Annotated in this window: 20 protein-coding genes; 8 read left to right on the plus strand and 12 right to left on the minus strand. The window is 71.2% G+C overall.

Features of this window, described 5'->3' with window-relative positions; genetic code table 11:
• Positions 1-21: 21 nt before the first annotated feature.
• Positions 22-978, plus strand: coding sequence for a M48 family metallopeptidase (locus BM393_RS19420; protein WP_091730570.1), 957 nt, complete (start codon positions 22-24; stop codon positions 976-978).
• Between the two features lie 131 nt (positions 979-1,109).
• Positions 1,110-2,711: an ATP-binding protein gene (locus BM393_RS19425; protein WP_091730575.1), complete on the plus strand. Its 1,602-nt coding sequence runs from the start codon at positions 1,110-1,112 to the stop codon at positions 2,709-2,711.
• A 32-nt stretch (positions 2,712-2,743) separates the two neighbouring features.
• Here BM393_RS19425 and BM393_RS19430 read toward each other — a convergent pair whose 3' ends face one another.
• Both BM393_RS19430 and BM393_RS19435 read right to left on the minus strand, forming a co-directional pair.
• Positions 2,744-3,391: an MBL fold metallo-hydrolase gene (locus tag BM393_RS19430; protein WP_091730579.1), complete on the minus strand. Its 648-nt coding sequence runs from the start codon at positions 3,389-3,391 to the stop codon at positions 2,744-2,746.
• 139 nt (positions 3,392-3,530) lie between these two features.
• Positions 3,531-3,902, minus strand: a complete 372-nt coding sequence (locus BM393_RS19435) for a YciI family protein (RefSeq protein WP_091730584.1) — start codon at positions 3,900-3,902, stop codon at positions 3,531-3,533.
• Between the two features lie 329 nt (positions 3,903-4,231).
• Between BM393_RS19435 and rsgA the strand changes: the two genes are divergently transcribed.
• Positions 4,232-5,296, plus strand: coding sequence for a ribosome small subunit-dependent GTPase A (gene rsgA / locus BM393_RS19440; RefSeq protein WP_091730588.1), 1,065 nt, complete (start codon positions 4,232-4,234; stop codon positions 5,294-5,296).
• A gap of 7 nt (positions 5,297-5,303) precedes the next feature.
• On the opposite strand, the gene BM393_RS19445 is transcribed toward rsgA, so the two are convergent.
• On the minus strand, positions 5,304-5,795 hold the full coding sequence (locus tag BM393_RS19445) for a plastocyanin/azurin family copper-binding protein (protein ID WP_091730593.1): 492 nt from the start codon (positions 5,793-5,795) through the stop codon (positions 5,304-5,306).
• A gap of 346 nt (positions 5,796-6,141) precedes the next feature.
• Here BM393_RS19445 and BM393_RS19450 point away from each other — a divergent pair, with 346 nt between their 5' ends.
• Positions 6,142-6,513 carry a hypothetical protein gene (locus tag BM393_RS19450; protein ID WP_091730598.1) on the plus strand — a complete coding sequence of 124 codons (372 nt, stop codon included), beginning with the start codon at positions 6,142-6,144 and terminating at the stop codon, positions 6,511-6,513.
• An 87-nt stretch (positions 6,514-6,600) separates the two neighbouring features.
• Positions 6,601-6,930, plus strand: coding sequence for a four-helix bundle copper-binding protein (locus BM393_RS19455; protein ID WP_091730603.1), 330 nt, complete (start codon positions 6,601-6,603; stop codon positions 6,928-6,930).
• 145 nt (positions 6,931-7,075) lie between these two features.
• On the opposite strand, the gene BM393_RS19460 is transcribed toward BM393_RS19455, so the two are convergent.
• Positions 7,076-7,642, minus strand: a complete 567-nt coding sequence (locus BM393_RS19460; protein WP_254783501.1) for a hemerythrin domain-containing protein — start codon at positions 7,640-7,642, stop codon at positions 7,076-7,078.
• A gap of 7 nt (positions 7,643-7,649) precedes the next feature.
• Complete coding sequence (ribA, locus tag BM393_RS19465; protein ID WP_254783531.1) at positions 7,650-8,243, minus strand: GTP cyclohydrolase II; 594 nt, start codon at positions 8,241-8,243, stop codon at positions 7,650-7,652.
• Positions 8,244-8,480: 237 nt separating this feature from the next.
• Between ribA and BM393_RS19470 the strand changes: the two genes are divergently transcribed.
• Positions 8,481-10,217: a M14 family metallopeptidase gene (locus BM393_RS19470; protein ID WP_091730607.1), complete on the plus strand. Its 1,737-nt coding sequence runs from the start codon at positions 8,481-8,483 to the stop codon at positions 10,215-10,217.
• Between the two features lie 99 nt (positions 10,218-10,316).
• On the opposite strand, the gene ypfH is transcribed toward BM393_RS19470, so the two are convergent.
• From ypfH to BM393_RS19490, 4 genes are all read right to left on the minus strand, one after another.
• A complete protein-coding gene (ypfH, locus tag BM393_RS19475; RefSeq protein WP_091730612.1) occupies positions 10,317-11,018 on the minus strand; it encodes an esterase in 702 nt (233 codons plus the stop codon).
• A 16-nt stretch (positions 11,019-11,034) separates the two neighbouring features.
• Positions 11,035-11,373: a thioredoxin family protein gene (locus BM393_RS19480; protein WP_091730617.1), complete on the minus strand. Its 339-nt coding sequence runs from the start codon at positions 11,371-11,373 to the stop codon at positions 11,035-11,037.
• A gap of 77 nt (positions 11,374-11,450) precedes the next feature.
• Complete coding sequence (locus BM393_RS19485; RefSeq protein WP_091730621.1) at positions 11,451-13,676, minus strand: HAMP domain-containing sensor histidine kinase; 2,226 nt, start codon at positions 13,674-13,676, stop codon at positions 11,451-11,453.
• Between the two features lie 10 nt (positions 13,677-13,686).
• Entirely contained in the window at positions 13,687-14,397 is a 711-nt protein-coding gene (locus BM393_RS19490; protein WP_091730625.1) for a response regulator, read from the minus strand.
• Positions 14,398-14,563: 166 nt separating this feature from the next.
• On the opposite strand from BM393_RS19490, the gene BM393_RS19495 reads away from it, so the two are divergent.
• A complete protein-coding gene (locus tag BM393_RS19495) occupies positions 14,564-15,874 on the plus strand; it encodes an SPFH domain-containing protein (protein WP_091730629.1) in 1,311 nt (436 codons plus the stop codon).
• A gap of 5 nt (positions 15,875-15,879) precedes the next feature.
• On the plus strand, positions 15,880-17,607 hold the full coding sequence (locus tag BM393_RS19500; RefSeq protein ID WP_254783502.1) for a hypothetical protein: 1,728 nt from the start codon (positions 15,880-15,882) through the stop codon (positions 17,605-17,607).
• Between the two features lie 105 nt (positions 17,608-17,712).
• Here BM393_RS19500 and BM393_RS19505 read toward each other — a convergent pair whose 3' ends face one another.
• The 3 genes from BM393_RS19505 to pyrF form a co-directional block, all read right to left on the minus strand.
• Positions 17,713-19,554: a type II toxin-antitoxin system HipA family toxin gene (locus BM393_RS19505; protein WP_091730633.1), complete on the minus strand. Its 1,842-nt coding sequence runs from the start codon at positions 19,552-19,554 to the stop codon at positions 17,713-17,715.
• Between the two features lie 128 nt (positions 19,555-19,682).
• The gene (locus BM393_RS19510; protein ID WP_091730635.1) at positions 19,683-22,934 is read right to left on the minus strand and encodes a PAS domain S-box protein; all 3,252 of its coding nucleotides are present in this window, start codon (positions 22,932-22,934) and stop codon (positions 19,683-19,685) included.
• A gap of 236 nt (positions 22,935-23,170) precedes the next feature.
• Positions 23,171-24,001, minus strand: coding sequence for an orotidine-5'-phosphate decarboxylase (gene pyrF, locus BM393_RS19515; protein WP_091730638.1), 831 nt, complete (start codon positions 23,999-24,001; stop codon positions 23,171-23,173).
• Positions 24,002-24,076: the final 75 nt, after the last annotated feature.

Genomic DNA, 24,076 nt, shown 5'->3' on the forward strand with positions numbered 1-24,076 from the left:
TCGCCTCCCTAGAATGCCGCCATGGTTGACGCTGACTTCCTCCCCGATGCCGACCCGCAGCTGCCGGGTGCTCCCGCCGGATTCGGCCATTGCGATTGCCGCCGCTGCGGCGTGGACCGCGCGCCCGCGCACCCCGCCCGCCGCCTGTTCACCGGACTGCTCGCCGCCGGCGGCGTGTCGGCGCTGACGCCGGCCTGGGCGCAGGAGGGCGTGGACGTCGGCAAGCAGAGCCGCTTCACCAAGCTGGTCTCGGCCGAGCAGGTCGAGGCCGCCGCGCAGCAGCAGTACGCGCAGATGATGCGGCAGGCGCAGGCGCAGAAGGCGCTCGCGCCGGCCAATCATCCGCAGGTGCTGCGCCTGCGCGCGATCGCGCAGCGCATCATCCCGTTCGCCGCGACCTGGAACCCGCGCGCGCAGCAGTGGCGCTGGGAGGTCAACCTCATCGGCAGCCGCGAGCTCAACGCCTTCTGCATGCCGGGTGGAAAGATCGCCTTCTACTTCGGCATCCTGCAGCAGCTGCAGCTCAGCGACGACGAGGTCGCGATGATCATGGGCCACGAGATGGCGCACGCGCTGCGCGAGCATGCGCGCGAGCGCATGGGCAAGAACATGGCCACCAACGGCGCGATCGAGATCGGCGCGGCGCTGCTGGGCCTGGGCAACATGGGCCGCGGCATCGCCAACATCGGCGGCCAGCTGCTGTCGCTGACCTTCAGTCGTGAGGACGAGAGCGAGGCCGACCTGGTCGGCATGGAGCTGGCCGCGCGCGCCGGTTACAACCCCCAGGCCGGCGTGACGCTGTGGCAGAAGATGGGACAGGCGAGCAAGGGCGCGCCGCCCCAGTTCCTCTCCACGCACCCGGCCGGCCCGACCCGCATCCGCGACATCGAGCGCACACTGCCGCGCGTGCAGGGGCTGTATGCCCGCGCGCCCAAGCCCGAGCAGCGCTTCCAGCCGCCCGCACCGGCGAAATCCTGACCCTCGGCGCGCCGTCGCGGCGCGCGCAAAGCCCGATGCCATCGGCCCTCTCCCGAATCAGGGGGCGGCACGGTGATTGCCGGGCCGGCGAATGAGGTCCACACTGGCGCCTCGTCCACCGGGGGGCGTTCATGCCGCGTCAAGAGCCGTCGCACGGATCGGGTGCATCCGCCGCACCTGAAGATGGCGCCGCGCATGTCGGCGCGGCGCTCGACTACGTCACCGACGCGGTGATCCTGCTGCGGCACGACTGGACCATCGAGTTCGTCAACGTCGCCTTCGAGCGCGCCACCGGCCGGCAGCGGGAAGCCCTGATCGGCCGCAACTACTGGCAGTCGCTGCCCGGCGTCATGGGGGCGCGCTTCGATGTCGAGGCGCGCGCCGCGATGCAGTCGCGCACGGCCCATCTCTACGAGGAATTCAATGCGCGCCTGAGCAAGTGGTTCGAGTGCCGCGCGTTTCCCTGCGAGCTCGGGCTGGTGGTGCTGTTCATCGACATCACGATGCGCAAGGCCGACGAGCTGACGCGGGTGGACCTGGAGGAGAAGCTGGTGCGCATCCAGCGCATGGAGTCGCTGGGCACGCTGGCGGGTGGCGTGGCGCATGACTTCAACAACATCCTGGCGGCGATCCTCGGCCATGCGGGCATGATGCTGGACGAGCTGCCGGCCAACTCGCCGCTGCGCGGCCACATGCAGCAGATCAAGCGCGCCGGCGACCGCGCGCGGGACATCGTGCAGCGCATCCTCGCCTACGCCCGGGGCAGCGGCCAGGAACTGGCCAAGCATCGCCTGCGCCCGCTGGTGGAGGACAGCATCGGCCTGCTGCGCTCGACCCTGCCGGCCACGGTGCGGCTGACGGTGGACCTGCATGGCGACGACTGCGTGGCGACGGTGGATCCGGCGGAGGTGCAGCAGGTGGTGCTGAACCTGTGCACCAACGCGTGGCAGGCGATGCCGGGCGGCCACGGGCATCTGCATGTGGGACTGCGCGCGGTGCACTTCGACGCGCCGCGCGCCTTCGCGATCGGCCGCGTGGCGCCGACGCGTTATGCGGCGCTGAGCGTGCGCGACGACGGCCACGGCATGAGCGAGGACGTCACGAAGCGGCTGTTCGAGCCGTTCTTCACCACCAAGCCGCGGGGGCAGGGCACCGGCCTGGGCCTGCACATCGTGCATGGCATCGTGCATGCGCACGGCGGGGCCATCGATGTGCAATCGGCGCCGGGGCGGGGCACGCAGTTCTGCGTCTACCTGCCGGTGGTCGGCGACGAGGCGGCGCCGCTCGATACGGCGGCGCTCAGCCGCGTGGCCGATCCGGGCGAGGGCGAGCATGTCGTCTACGTGGACGACGACCCGATCGTGCTGCTGATGGTGGAGGCGCTGCTCAAGAAGGCGGGCTACGACATCCGGACCTACGCGTCGCCCGACGACTGCCTGAAGGACATCGAGCAGGGGCGAACGCCGATGCAGCTGCTGATCACCGACTTCAACATGCCGGGCATGAACGGGCTGGAGCTGGCCGCGGCCGTGCGCGCGACGCTGCCGTGGGTGCCGGTGATCATCACCACCGGCTACATCGGCGAAGAGCTGACCGACGCGGCTGACCGCATGGGCGGCGTGGCGGTGCTGCAGAAGGAACGCAGCTTCGAGGAACTCGTCGAACTGGCGGCGCTGGCGCTGCGCGGCTTTCCGGAATCGCGCTTCCTGGACACCGGCCTGTCGCCGCTGTGAGCGCGGGCGCGGGGTTGCCTGCGCGGCGCCGCTCAGCCCCAGCGGCCGCCGACGAACGGGTTGGTGCGTCGTTCCTCGCCGAAGCTGCTTTCGGGACCGTGACCGGGGATGAAGACGGTGTCGTCGCCCATCGGCCAGAGGCGCTCGGTGATGGAGCGGATCAGCGTGTCGTGGTCGCCGCCGGGGAAGTCGGTGCGGCCGATGCTGCCGGCGAAGAGCACGTCGCCGACGAAGCAGCGCCGCGCGGACGCCGAGTGGAACACGACGTGGCCAGGCGTGTGGCCGGGGCAGTGCCGCACGGTCAGCGTTTCCTGGCCGATCTGGACGGTGTCGCCGTCCTCGAGCCAGCGGGTCGGCGTGAACATCTCTGCCGGCGGGAAGCCGAACATCGCGGACTGCTGCGGCAGTGCGGTGATCCAGAACTGGTCACCCTGGTGCGGGCCGATGATGGGCAGGCCGCGCAGGCGGGCGAGCTCGCCGGTGCCGCCGGCGTGGTCGATGTGGGCGTGGGTCAGCCAGATGGCCTTCAGCGTCAAGCCGAGCCGCTCGACCTCGGCGAGCAGCCGAGGCACCTCGCCGCCCGGGTCGATGACGGCGGCCTCATGGGTGAGGTCGCACCAGACGAGGGAGGCGTTCTGGCGGAACGGGGTGACGGGGACGGTGTGGTGGCGCAGGGGCATGGGGTCGCGGCAGGGGTGGCCGCGCGGAGGCGGCGTCGACGGCAATGTATCGGACTCGCGACCCGCTCGCGCGCCAAGGCAATGCCGCGACGCGGCGACCCGCGGCGACCCGCGGCGTATCCGTGATTCCGCCCCGTCCTCAGCGACCCAGATAGAAGTCCATCGGAATCAGCTCGACCGCCCATCCGCCTTCCTCGCCCAGCGTGGCGGCCGGGTGCATGGACGCGATGCGCAGCGCTTCCTCCTGGCTGTCCGCCTCGATGATGAACAGGCCGCCGACCATTTCCTTGGCCTCGGTGTAGGGCCCGTCGGTGACCTGCGTCTTGCCGCCGCGCGGGCGCAGCGTCTTCCAGCCTTCCAGGTCGCCCAGCGAGGCGGAGACCAGCACCTTGCCGGTGGCGCGCATCTTCTCGTCCAGCGCCGGGCACTGGCTGACCAGAGCCTTGACGTCTTCGGGCGCCATCGCGGCGAAGGCTTCGGGGGTGTAGTAGGCGAGGCCGAGGTATTTCATGGGCAGTCCTTGAGGGGGTTGATGCAGGGACGACGAACCGGTGCATCCGAAATCGACATCTTGCCGAAATTGACGTCGTTCCCCGTCCGCTGCAGACTTGCGACCTTCATCCACCCACCCCGACAGGAGAAGACCATGGAACAAGCAGATCGTGTCGACCTTCTCGTGTCCGGCTGCCTGAGCGCCCAGCGCTCCTGACTCCGCGCTCCACGCGGGTCCATTGATCGTCGCGCCAGTCGCGGCCGGCTTCCCACTCAGCTCACGCCATGCGCCATCGCGCGTGGTCGGGTTCGCGCCTGCGCGAACGAAGCCAAATTCAATGGACTCCCATGATCGACATCGACTTCGAGACGCTGCAAGCGCTCGGTCTCACCCCCTTGATCGCCTCCCGCGCCGCGCAGCTCGGCGCCCCTGAACCCAATTCGCGCCTGGCGCGAGTGATCGAATCCCAACGCGACTGCTTCACGCTGCACGACGGCCACGGCGAGCGGCTCGCGCGTGCGCTGCCCCGGCTGGTGCAACAGCTGCAGGCCAGCGCGCAGGCGCTGACGATCGGCGACTGGGTCAGCATGCAGGTGGACATCCACGGCCAGGCCTGGATCACCGATCGCGTTGACCCCGTCACGCAGATCGCGCGGCGCGCGAATGACGGGCGCCGCCAGCCGCTGGCGAGCAACGTCGACACGGCGCTGCTCGTGATGGGACTGGACGCCGACTTCAACGCGCGCCGGATGGAACGCTACATCGCCATGGTGACGGCCTGCGAGGTCACGCCGGTCGTCGTGCTGACCAAGCGCGACCTCGCGCCCGACGCGCCGGAGCGCATCGCGGAGATGCGCAGCCGCCTGCCCCCGACCGTCCCGGTGCTGCCGGTCAACGGCCTCTCGCCGGCGACCTGCGCCGAACTCGACCCCTGGATGCAGGCGGGACAGACGCTCGTGGTGCTCGGTTCCTCGGGCGTCGGCAAGTCGACCTTGATCAATACGCTGGCTGGCGCCGCCCAGGACACGGGCGGCGTGCGCAAGGGCGACGGCCGCGGACGGCACACGACGACGGCCCGCTCGCTGCATCGCAGCGCGCTGGGCGCCTGCATCATCGACACGCCGGGGCTGCGCACCTTCCGGCCCGATGCGGACGCGCGCACGCTGGCGTCGTCCTTCGACGACATCCAGTCGCTCGCGCAGCATTGCCGCTTCCGGGATTGCCACCATGAAGGCGAGCCCGGGTGCGCCGTGGCGGCGCAGGTCGACCCCGACCGGCTCGACAACTACAAGAAGCTGATGCGCGACGCGCAGCGCGGCGAGATGACGGCGCTGGAGCGCATCGCGCTGCGAGGCAAGTGGAAGGCGATCGGCAAGGCGGGCAGCCAGCGGGCGCGTGACAAGCGGTCGTGAGCGGCCATCACTTCACGATCACCTTGCCGACCATGCCGGCCTCGAAATGCCCCGGCTGCAGGCACGCGAACTGGAACTCGCCGGGCTGGGTGAACTGCCAGACGATGTCGCCGGTCTGGCTCGGTTTGACATGCGCCATGTTGGCGTCGTCATGTTCCATCTTGGGAAACCGCTTCATCAGCGCGGCGTGCTGGGCGATGGAGTCCGTGGTGCCCAGCACCATCTCGTGCAGCACCTGGCCGCTGTTGTGGACGACGAACCGGATCGTCTCTCCCTTCCTGACCGTCACGTCGGACGGCGTGAACCGCATGTTGTCGGCCATGTTGACCTGGATGGTTCGAACCACCTGCCCCGGTCGGCCCTCCTGGCCGAAGGCGGTCGCCTCGACCTTCCCGTCGTCATGGCGGCGGGGCTTGGCGGGGTCCTCGTCGCCATGGGCGATAACGGCGACCGAGGCGAGGGACAGCACGGCGAAGGCACAGGCGTGCAGCGTTTTCATGGGGACTCCTTGGGTGACCGGCATGGCCACGGGGTTGGCGAACGTCGAGGGGTGTCGGCGTCGGGCCAAGGGGCCCGCGACTCGAGGAGTCTGGACCTTGCCCCAGTGGGAAGGTCAAGCGGCCTGGGCTGTCCTCCAACTGCGCCGACGCGGCCGAAGCAGACGTTTTTTGCCGCATCACGGAGGTTCGCCACGCGGGTCGTCGCCACGCTGGCGAGGGGCGGGCGGGGCGCGTCGAAGGCACCGCGTCGTTGTCGGGCGGGGAACGGCACTTGCCCGCAGCAGGGCTCTTCCCGGGAGCAGGCATGTTGCTGGTATCAAGGTCGAGCGCGATGGCGAGGTCCAAGTGGCTGCGCTGTTGATGCGACTGCGGTCGCCGCTGCTGCGGCGCCTGCTGGTGGCGTTCATGCTCGGCACGATGGTGCCGGTGTCGACGGCATCGGTGATCTGCCAGATGCTCTGCGCGGTGTCGGCAGATCACGGCGAGAGCCATGCGCACGGCGAATCCCCCGACCACCCCATGACCGACGCGCCGGCTGCCGACACCGGCACGCACGGCCTCTTTCACGGCCCCTGCCAGCTCGCTGCCGTCCCGACCGCGCCCTCCGGCGCCGCGTCGGCGGTGCTGCTCAAGCTCACCTTCGAGTGGGCGCGCAAGCCGCCGTTCGGGATGGCGTCCCATGTGCTGCCGCCGCCCGACCCACCGCCCAAAGCCTGAGCGTCTCCGCAAGCGGCCGCTTCGCCCGCGAAGCGGCCTCCATCCCTTTTTGCCGGCCTTGAAGCGGCCGGCCTACCGGAGACCGACATGTCCCATCAAGTCAACCAAGCCTGCGTCGAGGCTTGCAACGCCTGTGCCGATGCCTGCGACCACTGCGCCACCGCCTGCCTGCGAGAGCAGGACGTCAAGATGATGGCGAAGTGCATTGCCCTCGACATGGACTGCGCCGCCATCTGCCGACTCGCGGCGAGCTACATGGCGCGAGGCAGTCAGTTCGACCGCCAGCTCTGCCAGCTGTGCGCCGCCGTGTGCGATGCCTGCGGCGAGGAGTGCGCCCGGCACGAGCATCCGCATTGCCAGGATTGCGCGGTCGCCTGCAAGCGTTGCGCGGACGAGTGCCGCCGCATGGCGGCGTAATCGGCCGCAGCGCCGCTTCTGACTTTCGCTTCTGACCTCGCAGATCCTTGGCGCTGGCATTGCGCCGAGGATCTGCGCCGCCCGGTCAGGAAACCGACGACGGGCGGTTCCGGGGCCCACGGCCTGCGCGCCGCGGCGTGAACCGTCACCTGGATGGAGGCGCCGCCTCGTCCCTGGGCGTGACGGGCCACGGCGTCTTCCGTCGGCCGGCCATTTCCGCGCCCATCGTCTGGAGCTCCGGCCCGGTCAGAGCTTCGAGCGCTGCCGGATAGGCCGCGTGGTCCTCGACCTCGATATGCCCGCGGTACAGCGTCGCGAAGCGGTCCCAGCGCTCGCGCGCGCCGGGCAGCTCATCGTCGCGCAGGCGGCCATCGCGGATTGCCTCGAGCGCGGGCGCGATCGCGGCCCACTGCGCTTCCATCTCGCGATGCTCGGCGCCCAGCCGGTCGGCGAGCGCGCCCTGGCCACGTTCGCGCAGCCGCGGCAGCACATGCCGTTCCTCGTCCTCGTGGTGCAGCGGCGCTGCCAGGGTGAAGTAGCGCAGCACGTCGCCGGCCGCGTCCCGCGCCTGACCGTCGCAGCCGTGCGCCGCGACGTGGGCGCCCAGGCGCACCAGCAGCGCCAGCGTCCGCGCCATGCGCTCGTGGCACGCCCCCATCAGCTCGAACGGCGCGTCGAAGCCGGCGGTGGGTGCGGCGTGCAGCGGGCTCACGCCGGGATCACTCCAGGTAGTGGCCCATCCGCTTGCGCTTGGTCTCGAGGTAGCGCTCGTTGTGCGGATTGGCCGCGATGCGCAGCGGCACCAGCGCCTCGACCTCGACGCCACCGGCCACCAGCGCGTCGCGCTTCTGCGGGTTGTTGGTGATCAGCCGGACGCTCTTCACGCCCAGCAGGCACAGGATGTCGATGGCGTCGGCGTAGTCGCGCTCGTCCTCGGCATGGCCCAGGCGCAGGTTGGCGTCGATCGTGTCCACGCCCGCCTCCTGCAGCGCGTAGGCGCGCAGCTTCTCGACCAGGCCGATGCCGCGGCCCTCATGGCCCCGCATGTAGATGACGATGCCGCCTTCGTCCTTCAGCAGGTCCAGCGCGCCTTGCAGTTGCGGGCCGCAGTCGCAGCGCAGCGACTGGAAGACGTCGCCGGTCAGGCATTCGCTGTGCACGCGCAGCAGGCCGCCGCGCTCCTGCAGCGGACCGACCGACAGCACCAGGTGCTCCGAGCCGGTGACCGGGCTGCGGAAGGCCCGCGCCTGGAAATCGCCCAGCGACGACGGCAGATGCACCACCTCCCACTCGGTCGCCCCTTGCGTGCCCAACGGGATCTTCTCGCAGTGATTCACAGCCATCTCTCCAGCAGTCACCTCGGCGCCCTCGCGAGCGGCCTCGTCGTTCATGTCGTGCGGTGCGCGCCCGTCGTCGTCGACCTGCGCGCCCAAGGGCCGCAATTTAACCGTTCTCAGGGTAAACGCGCTGTCGCGGGCTGGAGAGGCCTCTCGGTCGCAGGGGCCTGGGCATGCAAAATCGGCCGCACCGCCACCGCCCCTGGGACGCCCATGACCGCTCTCCCGCCCGCCGCCGCGCCCGCGTCGACCCCCACGCTGCCGAGCCCGCGCTTCGACGAGTTCCCCCGCTACGAGGCGCTCACCCAGCTGCTGTTCAGCTACGCGGAGGCCTGTCCCAACCTGGTGTCGGTGCGGTCGATCGGCAAGAGCTTCGAGGGGCGGGAGATCTGGGTCCTCATCCTGACCAACACCGCCACCGGCATCGACGTCGAGAAGCCCGCCTTCTGGCTCGACGGCAACATCCACGCCGCCGAGCTGACCGCCTGCACCACCTGCCTGTACTACCTGCACGACCTGCTGAGCAAGTACGGCACCGACGCGCAGGTCGCCCACCTGCTGGACACGCGCACGATCTACATGGTCCCGCGCCTGAACCCCGATGGCGCCGAGCTGGCGCTGGCCGACCGGCCGCGCCACATCCGCTCGTCCACACGCCCGTATCCGTTCGACGAGGAGGCCGTCGAGGGCCTGAGCGTCGAGGACATCGACGGCGACGGCCGCATCCTCACGATGCGGGTCCCCGACCCGCACGGCGGCTACAAGAAGCATCCCGACGACCCGCGCCTGATGGTCGCGCGCCAGCCCGGCGAATTCGGCGGCGAGTACTACCGCCTGATGCCCGAGGGCCTGGTCATCAACCACGACGGCCTGACCATCAAGGTCAACCGCGACAGCGAGGGCCTGGACCTGAACCGGAACTTCCCCGCCGGCTGGCGCCAGGAGTTCGAGCAGGTCGGCGCCGGCCCTTACCCGACCAGCGAGCCCGAGGTGCGCGCGATGGTCGACTTCATGGTCGGCCATCCCAACATCGGCGCGGCCATCAGCTTCCACACGCACAGCGGCGTGATCCTGCGGCCTTGCGGCACGCGCAGCGACGAGGAGATGGCGCCCGAGGACCTGTGGGCCTACCAGCGCTTCTCCAGGCTGGGCGAGCAGCACACCGGTTATCCGGCGGTGAGCATCTGGCACGAGTTCAAGTACCACCCCAAGGAGGTCATCACCGGCACGCAGGACTGGGTGTACGAGCACCTGGGGGCGCTGTTCTGGGTGGTGGAGCTGTGGTCGCCCAACAAGGAGGCGGGCATCACCGGCTACAAGTGGATCGACTGGTTCCGCGACCATCCGGTCGAGGACGACCTCAAGCTGCTGAAGTGGAGCGACGAGCACTGCGGCGGGCAGGCGCATGTCGAGTGGACCGCGTTCATGCATCCGCAGCTGGGGCCGGTGGAGATCGGCGGCTGGGACAAGATGAACTTCTGGCGCAACCCGCCGCCGCACCTGCGCGAGCGCGAGGCGGCCCGCTTCCCGGCGTGGATGAACCAGATCGCGCTCAGCCTGCCGAAGCTGGAGCTGCTGAGGACGGAGGTCCGGGCGCTCGGGCCGGATACGTGGCGGGTGCGGATGGCGGTGGGCAACAGCGGCTGGCTGCCGGCCTACGTGACCAAGCAGGCGCTGGCGCGCAAGCAGACCCGCGGTGTGATGTTCGAGATCTTCCTGCCGGTGGATCCCGAAGTGGGGCTCATCAGCGGCAAGCCGCGGATGGAAGGGCCGCAGCTGGAGGGGCATGCGCCGAAGCAGACGCAGCTGGCGTTCCTGCCGGAGCGGGATATCACCGGCGATCGCGCCTATGGTGAATGGGTGGTCAGAGCGCCGCAGGGCACGCGGTTGAGCCTGGTCGCGTGGGCCGATCGGGCCGGCACGGTGAGGACCGAGGTCACGCTCGATTGAGGTTTGCTCCCTCTCCCGCTTGCGGGAGAGGGCAGGGGTGAGGGCCAGCGGCCGTCGCAGTACGCGGCTCGCTCTCCCGCTTGAGGGAGAGCGCGAGCGTCAGTGCCTCGGCTCGCTCTTGTCCTGCTCGGCGGCCGCGAGCACGGCCTCGCGCCACAGCCGCGCGGGGATGAAGGTCCGCAGCTGCTCCATCGCGCGCTCGATGAGCTCCGGATGCAGCTCATGGCCCACCTTGGGCAGAACGTCGGCGGTGATGTCGGCACCCAGCGCCATCAGCTCGCGCGCCGCGTTCAGCAGCGCGGGATACGGCAGCTCCGCATCGTCCTTGCCATGCAGCAGGTGGATCGACACGTCCTTCGGCGCATGCTGCGGCCAGTAGGCATACGCGCCGCCGAAGGCCAGCACGCGCCCCGCCAGTTGCTCCTCCTGCTGCAGCGCCTCCAGCGCCAGGATGGCGCCCTGCGAGAACCCGCCCAGCGCCACGCGCTCCCAGCTCATCTCCAGCTTCGCCGCCCAGCGGCGCACCAGCGCTATCAGCTCGGGCACCGCCGCCGTCAGGCGCGCTGCCTTGGCCGCGTCGTCGCCCTGCTCGGAATACCACTGGAAGCCCGCCCCGCCGCCCGGGATGGCGTCGAACGGCTCGAAGCCCTCGGGCAGCACCAGGGCCGCACGCGGGTACTGGCGATGCAGCGCCTCGGCCAGCGGGCGCATCTGCTCGGCGTCGGCGCCGGCACCGTGCAGCAGCACGAACAGCAGGTCGGGCGATCCGTCCTTGGGGATCAGCACATGGGCTTGGGTCATGGGGCGCGATTCTCCGTCAGGGGCCGTCGATGCGTTCCAGCGCGGCCCGAATGTCCGCGGCGTTCGTGGGCCTGACCAGCCGCTCCACCTCCTGGCCGTCGCGCATGAAGATCAGCGTTGGCCAGAGCTTGACCTTGAAGGAACGCCCGAGCGGCTGCCCCTTCCCGTCCTCGACCTTGATGTGCTGGATGCGCTCGTGGCCGCCGCCGAAGGCCTCCACCAGCAGGGGCTGCGCGGCCTCGCAGATCGGGCACCACGAGGCGCCGAACTCCACCAGCAACGGATGCTCCTTGGACAGCGTGTCGACGGCATCGCGGATCGGCTCGGTCAGCGCGTAATGGGGATTCATCGGCATGGGGAACTCCTGCGGGGTCGGGCCGGAAGGGCGCGCAACGCGAGGCCACGTCGGGCCGCTCCGGCGGGTTTCAAGCCTCAGGCCGCGGCGCGGCGCAGGCTCATCTCGAACACCACGCCTTCCGGCACATTGAATGCCCGGATGCTGCCATCCATCTTCGCCAGGTAGGTCCTGGCGACGAACAGACCCTGCCCGCGACGTTCCCCGGCGGCTTGCGGCGCGGTGTCGGAGACGCCGTATTCGAAGATCGTCTCCAGCATCGCCGCGTCGATCGGCGGCCCCTGGTTGTGGATGCGCAGCAGCACCACGCCGGGCTCGCCGGCCTCCAGCGTGAGGGCAATGGGCGTGCCCTCGGGCCGGTAGCGGTCCGCGTTGCGCAGCACGTGGGTGACGGCGTCCTCCAGCGCATAGGCCTCGGCCCGCACTGGCAGCGGCTCGGGCAGCGCCGTCGAGAAGCTGACGCCGTCGATGCCCGCGTAATGCGCGTTGGCCGCGATTTCCCGGCAGAAGGCGACCAGGTCGAGCGCCTGCGGATGCAGGTCGGCGGAGGCCAGCGCCTCGCTCGGCGGCGCGCTGCCGTAGAGCACCTTCACCGCCTGCTGCATCCGCTGCACGTAGCGGTGGCTGGCATCGTCCGGCGCGCCGTGCAGCACCATCAGCGATTGCAGCGGCGACATGATCTCGTGGCCCACCGCATGCCACATCTCGCGCTCGCGCTCGGCGCGCAGCTGCTCGCGACGCAGGCCGTCCTTCACGCGGCTGAGCGCGTCGGCCAGGCTGCCGGCCAGGATGCCGAGTTCATCGCGGCCGCGCAGGTCGGCCACGTCGAGCTCGCCGATGCGCTGGTCCGCGCGCGCGTCCTGCATGTTGTAGGACACCGCCGCCGCGCGCTTGGTCAGCACGGCGATGCCGCGGATCAGGCCCAGCTCCACCATCAGCCAGGCCAGCGCGACCGCGGCCAGCATCGCGGCCGCCAGCCAGGCCAGCGGCCGCGCCTCGAGCGCGAGCTGGCGGTCCAGGCTGCGCAGGTCGCCGCGCAGCTCGAGCCGGTAGCGGCCGCTCGGTGTGGCGACCTCGTCGGAGGCGGTCAGCCAGCGCACCTCGGCAGCATCGGTGCCGGCGCCCACGCCCAGCACCTCGCCGCGCACCGGCAGGCGGCGCATCACGTGGATCAGCCAGGGCAGCGCGCGCTCGGACAGCTCCGGCCCGCGCCGCTCCGCGATGGTCTGCGGCTGCCGGCCCTGGCGCTCGATGCGCAGCGTCTCGCCGGGCTGCAGCGAGGCGCCGATGCGGTCCAGCGACTGCGCCAGCGACGCGCCCGGCCGTGCGCTGTCGAACAGCACCGGGCCGTCGCCACGCGCAGCGTCGCTCGCGGGCGGGTCAGCCGCCGCCGCGGCCATCGATGCGCCCGGGGCCGACCTCGCCGGCTCGGCGGGACCGAGCAGTTCCACCCGCACCCGCGCCTGGTCGAGGTCGGCCGGCGGCCACACCGGCCGCGCGCGCTGCCCGGCGGCGTCGAAGAGCGCCGCCTGGAAAGCCTCCACCGGCAGCCGGATCGAATAGAAGGTCCGCCGCGGGCAGTCCGGACCGCTGCTGCCTTCGGCGCAGGGGCCCTCGCGCCAGAGCCAGCCGCGGAACTCGCGCACCGGCCGGGCCTTGCCGGGCAACTGCGGCCCGGCGCCGACGAAGCCGGTCAGGCGGCCACGCTGCGTGCCGTCGACCGCGGCAGCGCCTTCGAACGGCGCGATCCAGGTCTGGGTCTCACCACGCAGCGTCAGCGTGACGCGGGCGCGATGCACGCCGGCCAGGTCGAGCGCGCCATGCTGGCGCCCCGTCAGCGGGCCGCTCTCCAAGCTGCCGACGAGATAAAGAAAGCCGCCCGCATAGGCGTTCGCGCCGACGGCGGCGCACAGGCTTGCGCCGTCGGGCCAGCGCAGACCGCAGCCGGCCATCTCCACGGCGCGCTGGGCCTTGTTCTGGTCGTCGAAGTCGATCGCCGAGAACGGCAGCAGCACCGGCGCCTGGCCGTCGCGGCCGCCGGCGCTCATCGTCGGATTGAGCAGCGCGAGCTGGCCGCTCGGATGGCGCAGCTGCAGCACGATCTCCGCCAGCGACTGCCGGAAGCCCTGCGCGTAGCGCTGGTAGGCGCGCTGTTTCTGGTCGATCAGCACCGTCAGCACGAGGCCCACCGTCGCCAGCGCCAGCAGCAGGAAGGCCAGGTGCACCACCGCGCGACGCCGGAACGCCGCCAGCCCCAAGCGCGGCACGGCCAGCGCCGGCAGCTCGACCGGTCCGAGCTTCATGCGGACGCCTTCATCGCGGACCGTGCCACCTGAATCCCCGCATCGGCACGTTCTCGATCGCGTCGAAGGCGGGATCGACCTCCTTCAGCGCCTCGCGCAGCGTGGACACATGCTTGCGCACGTTGTCGCGGGTGCGGCCGCTCTTCACGACGTCGTAGAGCTCCTCGTACGACACCACCTCCGGCGCGCGCTGATGCAGCGTGGCGAGGATGCGCTGCGCGGTCAGCGGCAGGTTGATGCGCTGACCCTTCCACAGCGGGCTGCGCTGCCAGAGCGGGTCCAGCTGCAGCGCGTGCGGCGCGGCGGCGGCCGGCTCGGCGCTGGCGCGGGCCCGCGCGGCGCGCAGGATGTCGAGGAAGGTGTCGATGAATTCGGCCTCGTCGAAGCTGGTCTTCTGCAGGTAGTCCCAGGCGTCGAGCGCCTTCATGATCCCGCGGTAGATCGCCGCCGGCATCGCCGACACCACCAGCACCGGCGTGCCGGCGCCCAGCTTGTTGATCTCGTTGATCAGCGCGATGCCGGCATTGCGCTCGCGGCCGAGCTCGATGTCGAGCACCACCATCTCGTAGCGCTCGCGGGCCAGCGCGGCCTCGGCGGCGTCGCGGTCGAACCATTGATCGACCTGCAACTCGGGCCGCGCGGCGCGGATCCAGCCGGCCAGTTGCTCGCTGGTGGGGCGGTCGTCCTCGATGACGGCGACCTTGTTCCTGGGGATGACCATGGCGCCGGATTATGGACAGCCCCGGCCGCCCGCGCGCCGCCGCCCCGTGAAGGTTTCTTCCGGACCGTGAAGGGAGGCGCCACCCGCCCGCATTGAGGCTTCCGCGCCGTCTCCGGACCATGAGCGACATCCCAACAGCCCGTGAGCGGGCACCCCGGAGGACCTCATGAACGACCGCCTGCAATCGATCCGCAACGCCGCTGCCCGGCTGAAGGCTCGACTGCCCGGCTTCTCCCGCCGCGCCGGTGCCGGTCTTGGCACCGACCTCGGCGACGAAGGCGCCGGCCTCGAGCGCACGACCGCCGGCGCCGACGGCTTCGGCCAGCGCGCCGGCGCGGGCCTGGTGCGCGCGCTGCCCTGGCTGGCTGGCCTGACGGCCGTGGCCGGCGCGGTGGCCTTGCTGGTGACGCACCCGCCGGTGCACGAGGTGCCGCGCGGCGCCGTCACGCTGCGCACCAACACGCTGACGGGCGGCATCACCGAGGCGCGCTCGGGCTCGGTGCTGAAGCTGCCCGGCCTGCATGAGGTCCGCGACCTGCCGGTGCGCGACCGCAGCTACCACCCGACCCGCTTCGCCCGCGCCGATGGCGAGGCGCCGCTGCAGTCGCTCGAAGGCCTGTCGCTGGGCCTGGACCTGACGGTGCGCTGGACCGTCGACCCGAGCCGCCTGCCGCAGCTGGCCGCCTCGCTGCCCGACGACATCGAGGGCGACGTGATCGCCCCGGCGCTGCAGGGCATCGTCTATCGCCAGATCGCCACGCACACCGTGCGCGAGATCTTCTCGACGCAGCGCGGCCCCATCCAGGCGGCGCTCGAAGGCGAGCTGCGCCGCAAGCTGGCGCTGGACGGCATCGTGCTGCGCGGCCTGGAGATCGGCAACGTCGACCTGCCCCACGAGTACCGCGAAGGGCTGGAGAACCTGCTGGCCGAGGGCCTGGCGAGCGAGAAGATGCGCTACACGCTGGAGCTCAAGGAGAAGCAGGTCAAGCAGACCGAGCTCGAGGCTGCGGCCGAGAAGGTGCGCCGCGAGACGGCCGCCGAGGCCTCGGCGCGCGAGCAGGTCATCGCCGCCAAGGGCCAGGAGGAGGCGATGAAGCATGTGCTGCCCTTCAAGCAGCGCCAGGTCGAGCAGCGCCAGCTGGAAGCGGAGGCGGAGCGCGTCGCGCGGGTCCGCATGGCCGAGGGCAACGCGCAGGCGCGTGGCATCGAGGCCGACGGCGAGGCCAAGGCGCGCGAGAAGCTGGCCGACGCCGAGGCGTATCGCCAGACGCGCATCGGCAAGGTCGCCGTCGACCAGATGGCCGCCGAGGGCGCGCTGCTGAGCCGCCATCCGCTGCTGATCCAGAAGGCCATGGCCGACAAGCTGTCCGACAAGGTGCAGGTGATCATCGCGCCGCCGCCGGCCGATGGTGGCTTCATCGGCAAGACGCTGCTGGGGACGAAGCAGGAGCCCGCCCAGGAACAGGGTGCCCAGTGAAGGCCATGAATGCCATGAACGCGATGAACGCCAGGAACACCTTGACGACCTTGAACACCCCGGCGGCCGATGCCGTCGGGAAGGGGAATGCCATGGGCCGCATGAAGCTCGTGATGGCCGCCGCCATCGCCGCTGTCGCCGTGCAACTGCTGTGCGTTCACACCGCCGACGCGGCGACGGACGATGTCGCGCCGAAGCCGCCGATCAAGCGGGCGGGCGCCGCTGACGGCATCGCGCCGGTGCGCACGGCGCTGGTGGTGCAGGACAACGTCGCTCTGCGCGCCGCGGCGAAGGACGGCTCGCCTGCCCAGGCGCAGCTGTGGCGCGGCGAGGCGCTGGAGATCCGCGGCGAGCGCCCGGATCATTTCCAGGTCTACGACTACCGCCGCGAGCGCGGCGGCTTCGTGCGCAAGGCCGCGCTGCTGCCGCTGGCCGGCCCGGCCGCGCAGCCGGAGGCGCTGCTGGCCGCGCTGCGCGTCGTGCGTCAGCAGCCGGGCGCGGAGTCGCTCGGGCTGGGCCTGGCCGCCGCCTACGTGCAGGCGGCGAGCGCGGAAGAGATCAACGGCGCGGACGGTGCCGAGGCGCTCGACGCGATGGGCACGCTGGCCGAGCGGCTGGCGGATCGCGCTTCGCGTGTGCAGCCCAAGGCGGATGGCTCGACGACGGCGGCGGAGACGCAGGTGGCCGCGCAGCTCGACGTGGCCGCGCGCTACGGCCTGCGCTTCCGCTCGCTGGAGCGCGAGGCCGGCGCGATGCAGCTCTGCTACGACGGCGAGGCGTTCCGGCGCGTGCTGGCGATGCCGGCCTCGACGCCCGAGCAGAAGGCGCGCGCGGCGCTCGCGCTGACGCGTGTCGACTGCCTGGATCCGGCCGCGACGCCGCCGAAGCGGGAGCAGATGGACCAGTGGCGCGCGGACGTGCTGGACAAGGTCGACCTGCGCGATCCGGCGCTCGCGACGCACTGGCGCAATCGCGTGCTGATGCGCCAGTCGGGCGTGTGGAGCAGCCTGTCCTTCATCCGCGCGCGGCGTGCCGGTGCCGGTGCCGGTGCCGGCGAAGGCGTGCCGGTCGCGAGCTTGCAGGTGGATGCGTCGTCGGCCGCGTCGCGTCGAGCGCTGGAGGCCTTCGCGCGCATCGTGCCGGCTGAGCTGTCGGACGACGATCAGCGCGACTACAACGACGCGGCGATGCGCGGCAACGCGATGCGCTGGGCGGCGTTGCCCGCGGGGCCGTCGACGCAGACGCTGGGCGGTTTCACGTTGACGGTGCTGCCGGGCCAGCCGGGCGAAACCTGCCTAACGCTTGCCATGAACGGCGCCAAGGAGGGCAGTCCGCCGCTGCTGCGCCACTGCGCGTGGGGGCTGGTGATGACGGCCTCGGCGCGGATCAACCGCGAGGGCAATGCGATCGCGATCGCCTCGGTGCCGGCCGACGGCTGGCGCGAACTCTGGCTGCTGCGCCGCACCGCGCAGGGCTGGCGCATGACGGCGCTGCCGCCGGTGGCGGCGCAGCCGGGCCTGGGCTACGCGGAATTCGCCGGCTGGGTGCCGGGCGGCAAGGAGCTGCTGGTCGCGCGCGAATCGCGTGCCGAAGGCCGCTACAAGCGCAGCTACGAGCAGGTCGACCTCGACACGCTGGAGACGAAGCGCCAGGCCGGCGATGCCGCGATGCTGGGCGCGTTCCAGCGATGGCAGTCGGCGGATTGGAAGGGGGCCAGCCTGAGCGCCAGATGAGGAGGTCCGCTGCGCGCCGCCGCGCCACTGCGTCGCGGCCGCGTTCCTGGTGAACGGATGAACGGTGGACGGTGGACGGTGGACGGTGGACGGATGGGGCGCCGATCAATCGAAATCCCGCACACGCTCCCGCGTCACCTGGAGCGCCCGCTCGCTCAGCGCGAGAGCCGCCGAGTCAGCTTGGAGGGACGGGGGCAAGGCGAACTGGTCCAGCGCCGCCGTCATCGACGCCAGCATCTCGTCGATGGCGGCTTTCGCGTCGCCCGCCCGCAGGTCGGCGATCGCCGCCAGGGCCAGGAAATCGGCGCGGCGCAGGCGCTGGGCCTTGCCGTTCACCTTCAGCGCCATGGCGTCATGCTGGAGCCCGGGGAAGACGCGGGTCGTCAAGGTGTCGTAGACCGGCGCGAGCCGCACGTGCCGGAACGTGGCAGCGCCTTCCTGGGCGGTCTTGAGCATCGCCATGTTCTTGAGGTGCATGTCGCCGTCGCCGATCAGCCAGGCGAAGAGCGCCCGGCGCAGCAAGGTCATGATGTCCTCGTCGGGCGACGTCGACAGCGCGCGCACCGCACGGGCCACGCGCTCCATCGTGCCGGTGTACTTGTCCCTGGGATCGAGCGCGAGCACCGAGCACAGGTCTTCCATCGCCAGGAGACGGGTGTCGTCCAGCTGAAGGCGGATGTCGAAGCGCTCCACGATCAGCGCCGCCGGCAGGTCGTCGGGCATCGCGACAAGCGCGTGATCAGGGACCTCGAAGCCCACGCCGCGGGCCAGCCTCAGCCCGATCCACTCCGCCACCGGAAGTCCTTCGAAGCCGGCGGCACCTGCCGGCTTGAGGATGTGGGTGAAGGGCAGGTGCGTGGCGATCAGCAGCGTGCCGTCCGCCGCCAGGTGCATGGGGGCCTTGACCTGCACGCCTGACAGCCGCGGCGTCTGCTGGTTCGCGAAGAGCTGCGCCAGGCGGTGGGCGAAGTCGGCGTCCATCGCGTCGCGCCGTGGCCCGGCGTAGTGGCCGCTGAACATGCCGTCCCGCGTGAAGTCGGCCAGTCGCGTCGTCAGCCTGTCCTGCGGCAAGGCGGCCAGTTCCGCGCGTCGCTCCGAGATCGTGATGTTGGACATGTAGCGCTTGCCGCGCCGCAGGACGTCACGGTCGCTCGCGTCGTGCAGGACGGACTCCAGCCAGCCTTCCGGCAGCAGCGACACGATGAAGGGCGGCAGCCGTCCCGGCGTGGTCTGGCGGATCAGCGGCGGCAGCACCGGACCGGCGCTGCTGGCGTTCCAGCGCCATTCGGTGCCGTCATGGGCCAGGTCTCCTAGCGCAAGGCCATGCCAGGCGACGGTCAGGTCGAACGCAGCCTCATTGCGCATCGGGCCGTCCGACTGCTGCTTCAGGAAGCGTTCGGCGCCTTCGCCCTCGCGGTACCACTCGTTGTCGCGCGCCAGTGTCCACAGCGCATCGGCAGCGCGTTGCGCGTCGCCGTACTCCTGCACGAGTCGCGCGGCCAGGGCCTCGCGCATCGCCAGGTCCATCGACTGGGCGTGCTCGCTGCGCAGGCGAAACGCCTCGAGGAAGCGCTGGCGCAGGGAGGACACCGGGATCGGCAGCTCGCCCCATCCATCGGCGACCACGGCGTCGATCGTGGATGGGCGCGCCGGGGCGCGGTTCTGGACGATCTCCAGGCCGCGCAGCCGTGTGCGTTGACTGCGCTGCCCCGAGATGTAGAGGCGACCATCACGGGTCGGCGCGAGCAGCACGGCGCTCGCGGCCGAGAGAAAGGCGCGGGGGTAGAGATAGCGCGCGATGCGCACCGCATGCCGCAGGACGAGGTCGTCCGCGTCATCGCCGGCGTCCACGTAGATGCCGCGCATCAGCTGGATCAGTTCGCCTGTTTCCGCTCTGCGGTAGCCGCGGTTGGCGTCCAGGTTCTCGCCGACGAGGTAGAGGCTCATGTGATTTTCTCGCACTTCAAGTGCGCGAAAATTACCAGACTGGCCGCCCTATCTCAAGATTCAGCGGTTGCGGAGCGGATATCGTGGTTTTCGCGCACTTGAAATGCGAGAAAACCACGTCATGGCCATCACCCCGCCGTCAGCCTCACCAGCACCTGCCGCAGCCGCTGCGCGTCGATGGGCTTGGTGAGGAACTCGTTCATCCCGGCGCCGAGGGCCTCGTCGCGCTCCTGCACCAGTGCCGCGGCGGTCAGCGCGACGATGGGCAACTGCGCGGGGTCGTAGCGCTGGCGCAGCTGGCGCGTGGCCTCGTGGCCGCTCATGACCGGCATCTGCACGTCCATCAGCACCGCGTCGAAGGGCTTGCCCATGCTGGCCGCCGCCGTCACCGCCTCCACCGCCTGGCTGCCGTCGCTGGCCTGCGAGACCTCCGCGCCCCACTGCTCCAGCATCGCCACGGCGATCATCATGTTCACCGGGTTGTCCTCGACCATCAGGATGCGCCGCCCCGCGAGCTCCGCATCGTCCGCCGGCGCGCGGCGCTGGGCGCTCATCGGTGCGGGCGCGGCGGGCAGCGGCAACTCGGCCCAGAAGGTCGCGCCGGCGCCCGGCTGGCTCTCCACGCCGACCTGGCCGCCCATCAGCGTGGCCAGCTCCCGGCAGATCGACAGCCCCAGCCCCGTGCCGCCGTAGCGGCGCGTGGTCGATTCGTCGGCCTGGGTGAAGGGCTGGAACAGCCGCTCGTGCATCGCCTCGGCGATGCCGGGGCCGGTGTCGCTGACCTCGATGCGCAGCCGCCGCTCGTCCAGCCGGCGCACCCGCACGGCGACGCTGCCCTGCTCGGTGAACTTCAGCGCGTTGCTCAGGTAGTTGCTCAGGATCTGGCGCGTGCGCACCGGATCGCCGATCACCCAGCCGGGCACCGCGTCCTCCACGTCGATGCTGAAACCCAGCCCGCGCGCCTGCGCCAGCGTCAGGTAGCCCATGCGCATGGTGGCGAGCATGTCGCGCAGCGCGAAGGGCACCGTCTCCAGCGTCAGCCGGCCGGCCTCGATCTTGGACAGGTCCAGGATGTCCGACATCAAGCCCGACAGGCTTTCCGCGCTGTCCACCATCTGGTCCAGGTAGTGGCTGCGGGTGTCGCCGGCCAGGTCCGGCTGCTGCAGCAGCCGCGCCAGGCCCACCAGGCCGTTGAGCGGCGTGCGGATCTCGTGGCTGATGTTGGCCAGGAAGGCGCTCTTGGCGCGGTTGGCCGCCTGCGCCTCGTCCTTGGCCTGCGCGAGCGCCGCCTCGACGCGCCGGCGCTCGGTGACGTCCTCCATGATCCAGATCGTGCCGCCGCGGCTGGGGTGGTTAGGGTCCACCGCGCGGGCCAGGATCCGGCACAGGAAGCGGCTGCCGTCGCGGCGCCGCATCAGGCGCTCGGCCTCGACCTGCTCGCCCGCGGCCAGGCGCGGACCGAGTTCGCGGCCGACCGCGTCGTAGTCGTCCATGCCCGGCCACACCACGCTGCCCGGCTGGCCGATCAGCCCGCCGGCGGGCCAGCCGAACATCTCCTCCACCAGGCGGTTGGCCTGCACGAAACGCTGGTCGCGCGTGAGCGCGATGCCGATCGAGGCGTTCTCCAGGATCGCCGCGTGGACCAGCCGGGTGCGCTCGGTGTCGCTGACGTCACGCCCGTTGACCACCAGGTAGGACACGCCGTCGAGCACGAACGGCGCCGCCGACAGCAGCATCGGGATCGCCTGGCCGCGCCGGTTCACGAAGGTGGCCGACATGTCGCTGACGCGGCCCTGCTGGCGCAGCGCCTCGATCAGCCGCTCGCGGTCTTCCATGTCCTGCCAGATGCCGACTTCCTCGGCGGTGCGGCCCAGGACCTCGTCGGCGCTGTAGCCGCTCATCGACTCATAGGTCTTGTTGACCATCACGTAGCGGCCGCTGACGGTCTCGGTCAGGGTGACGACGTCGGGGCTGGTCGCGAACAGGTGCGACAGCAGCGCCTCCGAGCGCCGCAGCGCCTCCTGCGCGCGCGAGGTCTCGGTCTGGTCGATGAAGAAGGACAGCGTCGCCGGACCGGTGGCCGCGTCCACGCGCACGCTGGTGGCCTGCACCAGGCGGCGTCGGCGCGACAGGGTGCGCAGCCGGAATTCCGTCATCGGCAGCATCGCGCCCACCGGCAGCGCTTCGATCTTGGCGGCGCGCTGGCGGGCGCGTTCCTCGTCGCCGGGCTCGTAATGCGAGAACAGGTCCTGGCCGATCATCGACGAGCGCTGGGTGTAGCCGAACATCGCCATCGCCGCCGGATTGGCGTCCATCACCCGGCCCCAGCGGTGCAGCACCAGCGGCGAGGGCGAGCGGCGGAACAGCTCGCGGTAGCGGGTCTCGGTGGCCACCATGGCCTGCTCGGTCTGGACCTCGTCGGTGACGTCGCGGCCCACGCCCCAGTAGCCGCGGAAGTTGCCCTTGGCGTCGAAGCGCGGCTCGCCGCTGATCGAGACGTAGCGCAGCGTGCCGTCCTCGGCGGTGCGGCGCATCACCAGGCCGCGGAAGGGGCGGTGCGATTCGAGGTCGGCGCGGTGCGCGTCGAGCTCCTCGTCGGACAGGCCCAGGTGCTCGATCTCCCAGGGCGCGCGGCCCAGCCGCTCGGCGATGGACAGGCCGGACGCGCCGGCGTGGTGCTCGGCCAGGTGGGTGAAGCGGAACTGGCGATCCATCTCCCAGTACCAGTCCGCCGCCATGTTGAGCAGGTGGCGGAAGCGCGAGTGGCGCTCGTTGACCTCCTGCATCGCGCGCCGGATCAGCTTGGCGGTGCCCAGGCCGACGACCAGGCCGGCGCTGAGCAGCAGCAGCTGCGTGATCAGCCGCGCGGTCAGGCCGACCGGCGCGGTGCCGACGTGGATCCAGCCGCCGAGCTCGGCCGATGCCAGTCCGCCCAGCGCCGCCAGGCCCAGACCGAACAGCGACAGCCCCGCGCCCAGGCCGATCATGCTGGTGCCCAGCGCGACCATCAGCCCCATGATCCCGAGGCTGGCGGCGTTCAGCCCCAGCTGGCGCGAGACGGCGAGCGACAGCGCCGTCGCCATCGCCAGGCCCATCAGCAGGAGGGTGGCGGCCGGGCCGCGGTCGGCGGGCAGCTTCCAGAGCATGGCCAGCGCGGCGAAGGTGGTCACCAGCGCGAGCGCCGGCGGCACCAGGCCGCGCAGCGGCTCGGCCGCGCCGGCGCTGGCCAGCAGCAGCAGGCCCGCCAACCCGGACAGCAGCACGCACGCGGCCATGAACAGCCGCGCGGCGCGCCATTGCAGCGTCGCGGGCAGGCGGTCGCCGCGCGACAGCTCCTGCCCCACCAGACTGCTCAGATCGTCCTGGGAATCCTTGCTCACTCGACCTTGCCCAACTCGTTGTGTCCGGGGACCTTGCGCGGTCGCTCTCGCGGCGACAGGGGGACGAGGGCCGCGTCAGCCGGTTCGGCGCGCGGCGGCCTCGGAGTGCAACGTCCGGTAACGGAGTCTCGGCGAGCGGGGGCCGATCTGAAGCGTCGAGAAATCCCGAAACACGCGCCTGCCGGCTCGCGCCCGGGGTTTCTGCCAATTAGTTGGCGAGCGCCGTGAGGCCCCGGTCAGGCGGTGGTGGCGGGGCGCAGGCTGTCGCGTGTCGCCAGCGCCACACGGCGGGCGGCGGCGGCGAAGTCCTCGCCAGCGGACGCGTAGAGCACCGCCCGGGAGGAATTCACGATCACCGTGCCGGCGTCCCGGCGCCAGCCGGCGGCGACGGTGGCCGCGGCATCGCCGCCCTGGGCGCCCACGCCGGGGATCAGCAGCGGCAGCGTCGGCGCGAGTTCGCGCACGCGCTCGATCTCCTTCGGATAGGTCGCGCCGACCACCAGGCCGAGCTGGCCGTTCGTGTTCCAGTCGCCCTGCGCGATCGCGGCCAGGTGCTCGAACAGCCGCGGCTGGCCCGGCACGTCAGCCAGACGCTGCATCTGCCAATCGTCGCCGCCGGGGTTGGAGGTGCGGCACAGCAGGAAGGCGCCCTTGTCGGGATAACGCAGGTAGGGCTCCACCGAGTCGCGGCCCATGAACGGGGACAGCGTCACCGCGTCGGCCTGGTAGCGCTCGAAGGCCTCGCGGGCGTACTGCTCGGCGGTGGCGCCGATGTCGCCGCGCTTGGCGTCCAGGATCACCGGCACGTGCGGCGCGTTGCGCTTGATGTGGGCCATCAGCTGCTCGAGCTGGTCCTCGGCGCGGTGCGCGGCGAAGTAGGCGATCTGCGGCTTGAACGCGCTGACCAGGTCCTTGGTCGCGTCGACGATGGCGGCGCAGAAGTCGTAGATCCGGCCGGCGTCGCCCTTCCAGTGGGCGGGGAACTTGGCGGGATCGGGATCCAGGCCGACGCACAGCAGGGAGTCGTTCAGGCGCTCGGCGGCCTGCAGCTTCTGCATGAATTTCATGAGGTGTCCGGGAGAAAGTCGTTCGGGGGGCCGGGCGTGTCGGCGCTGACCGGGGCCGGCGGGGTGCGGTATTGT

Origin of the sequence: Mitsuaria sp. PDC51, from assembly GCF_900113225.1 — a bacterium.
GTDB lineage: Bacteria > Pseudomonadota > Gammaproteobacteria > Burkholderiales > Burkholderiaceae_C > Roseateles.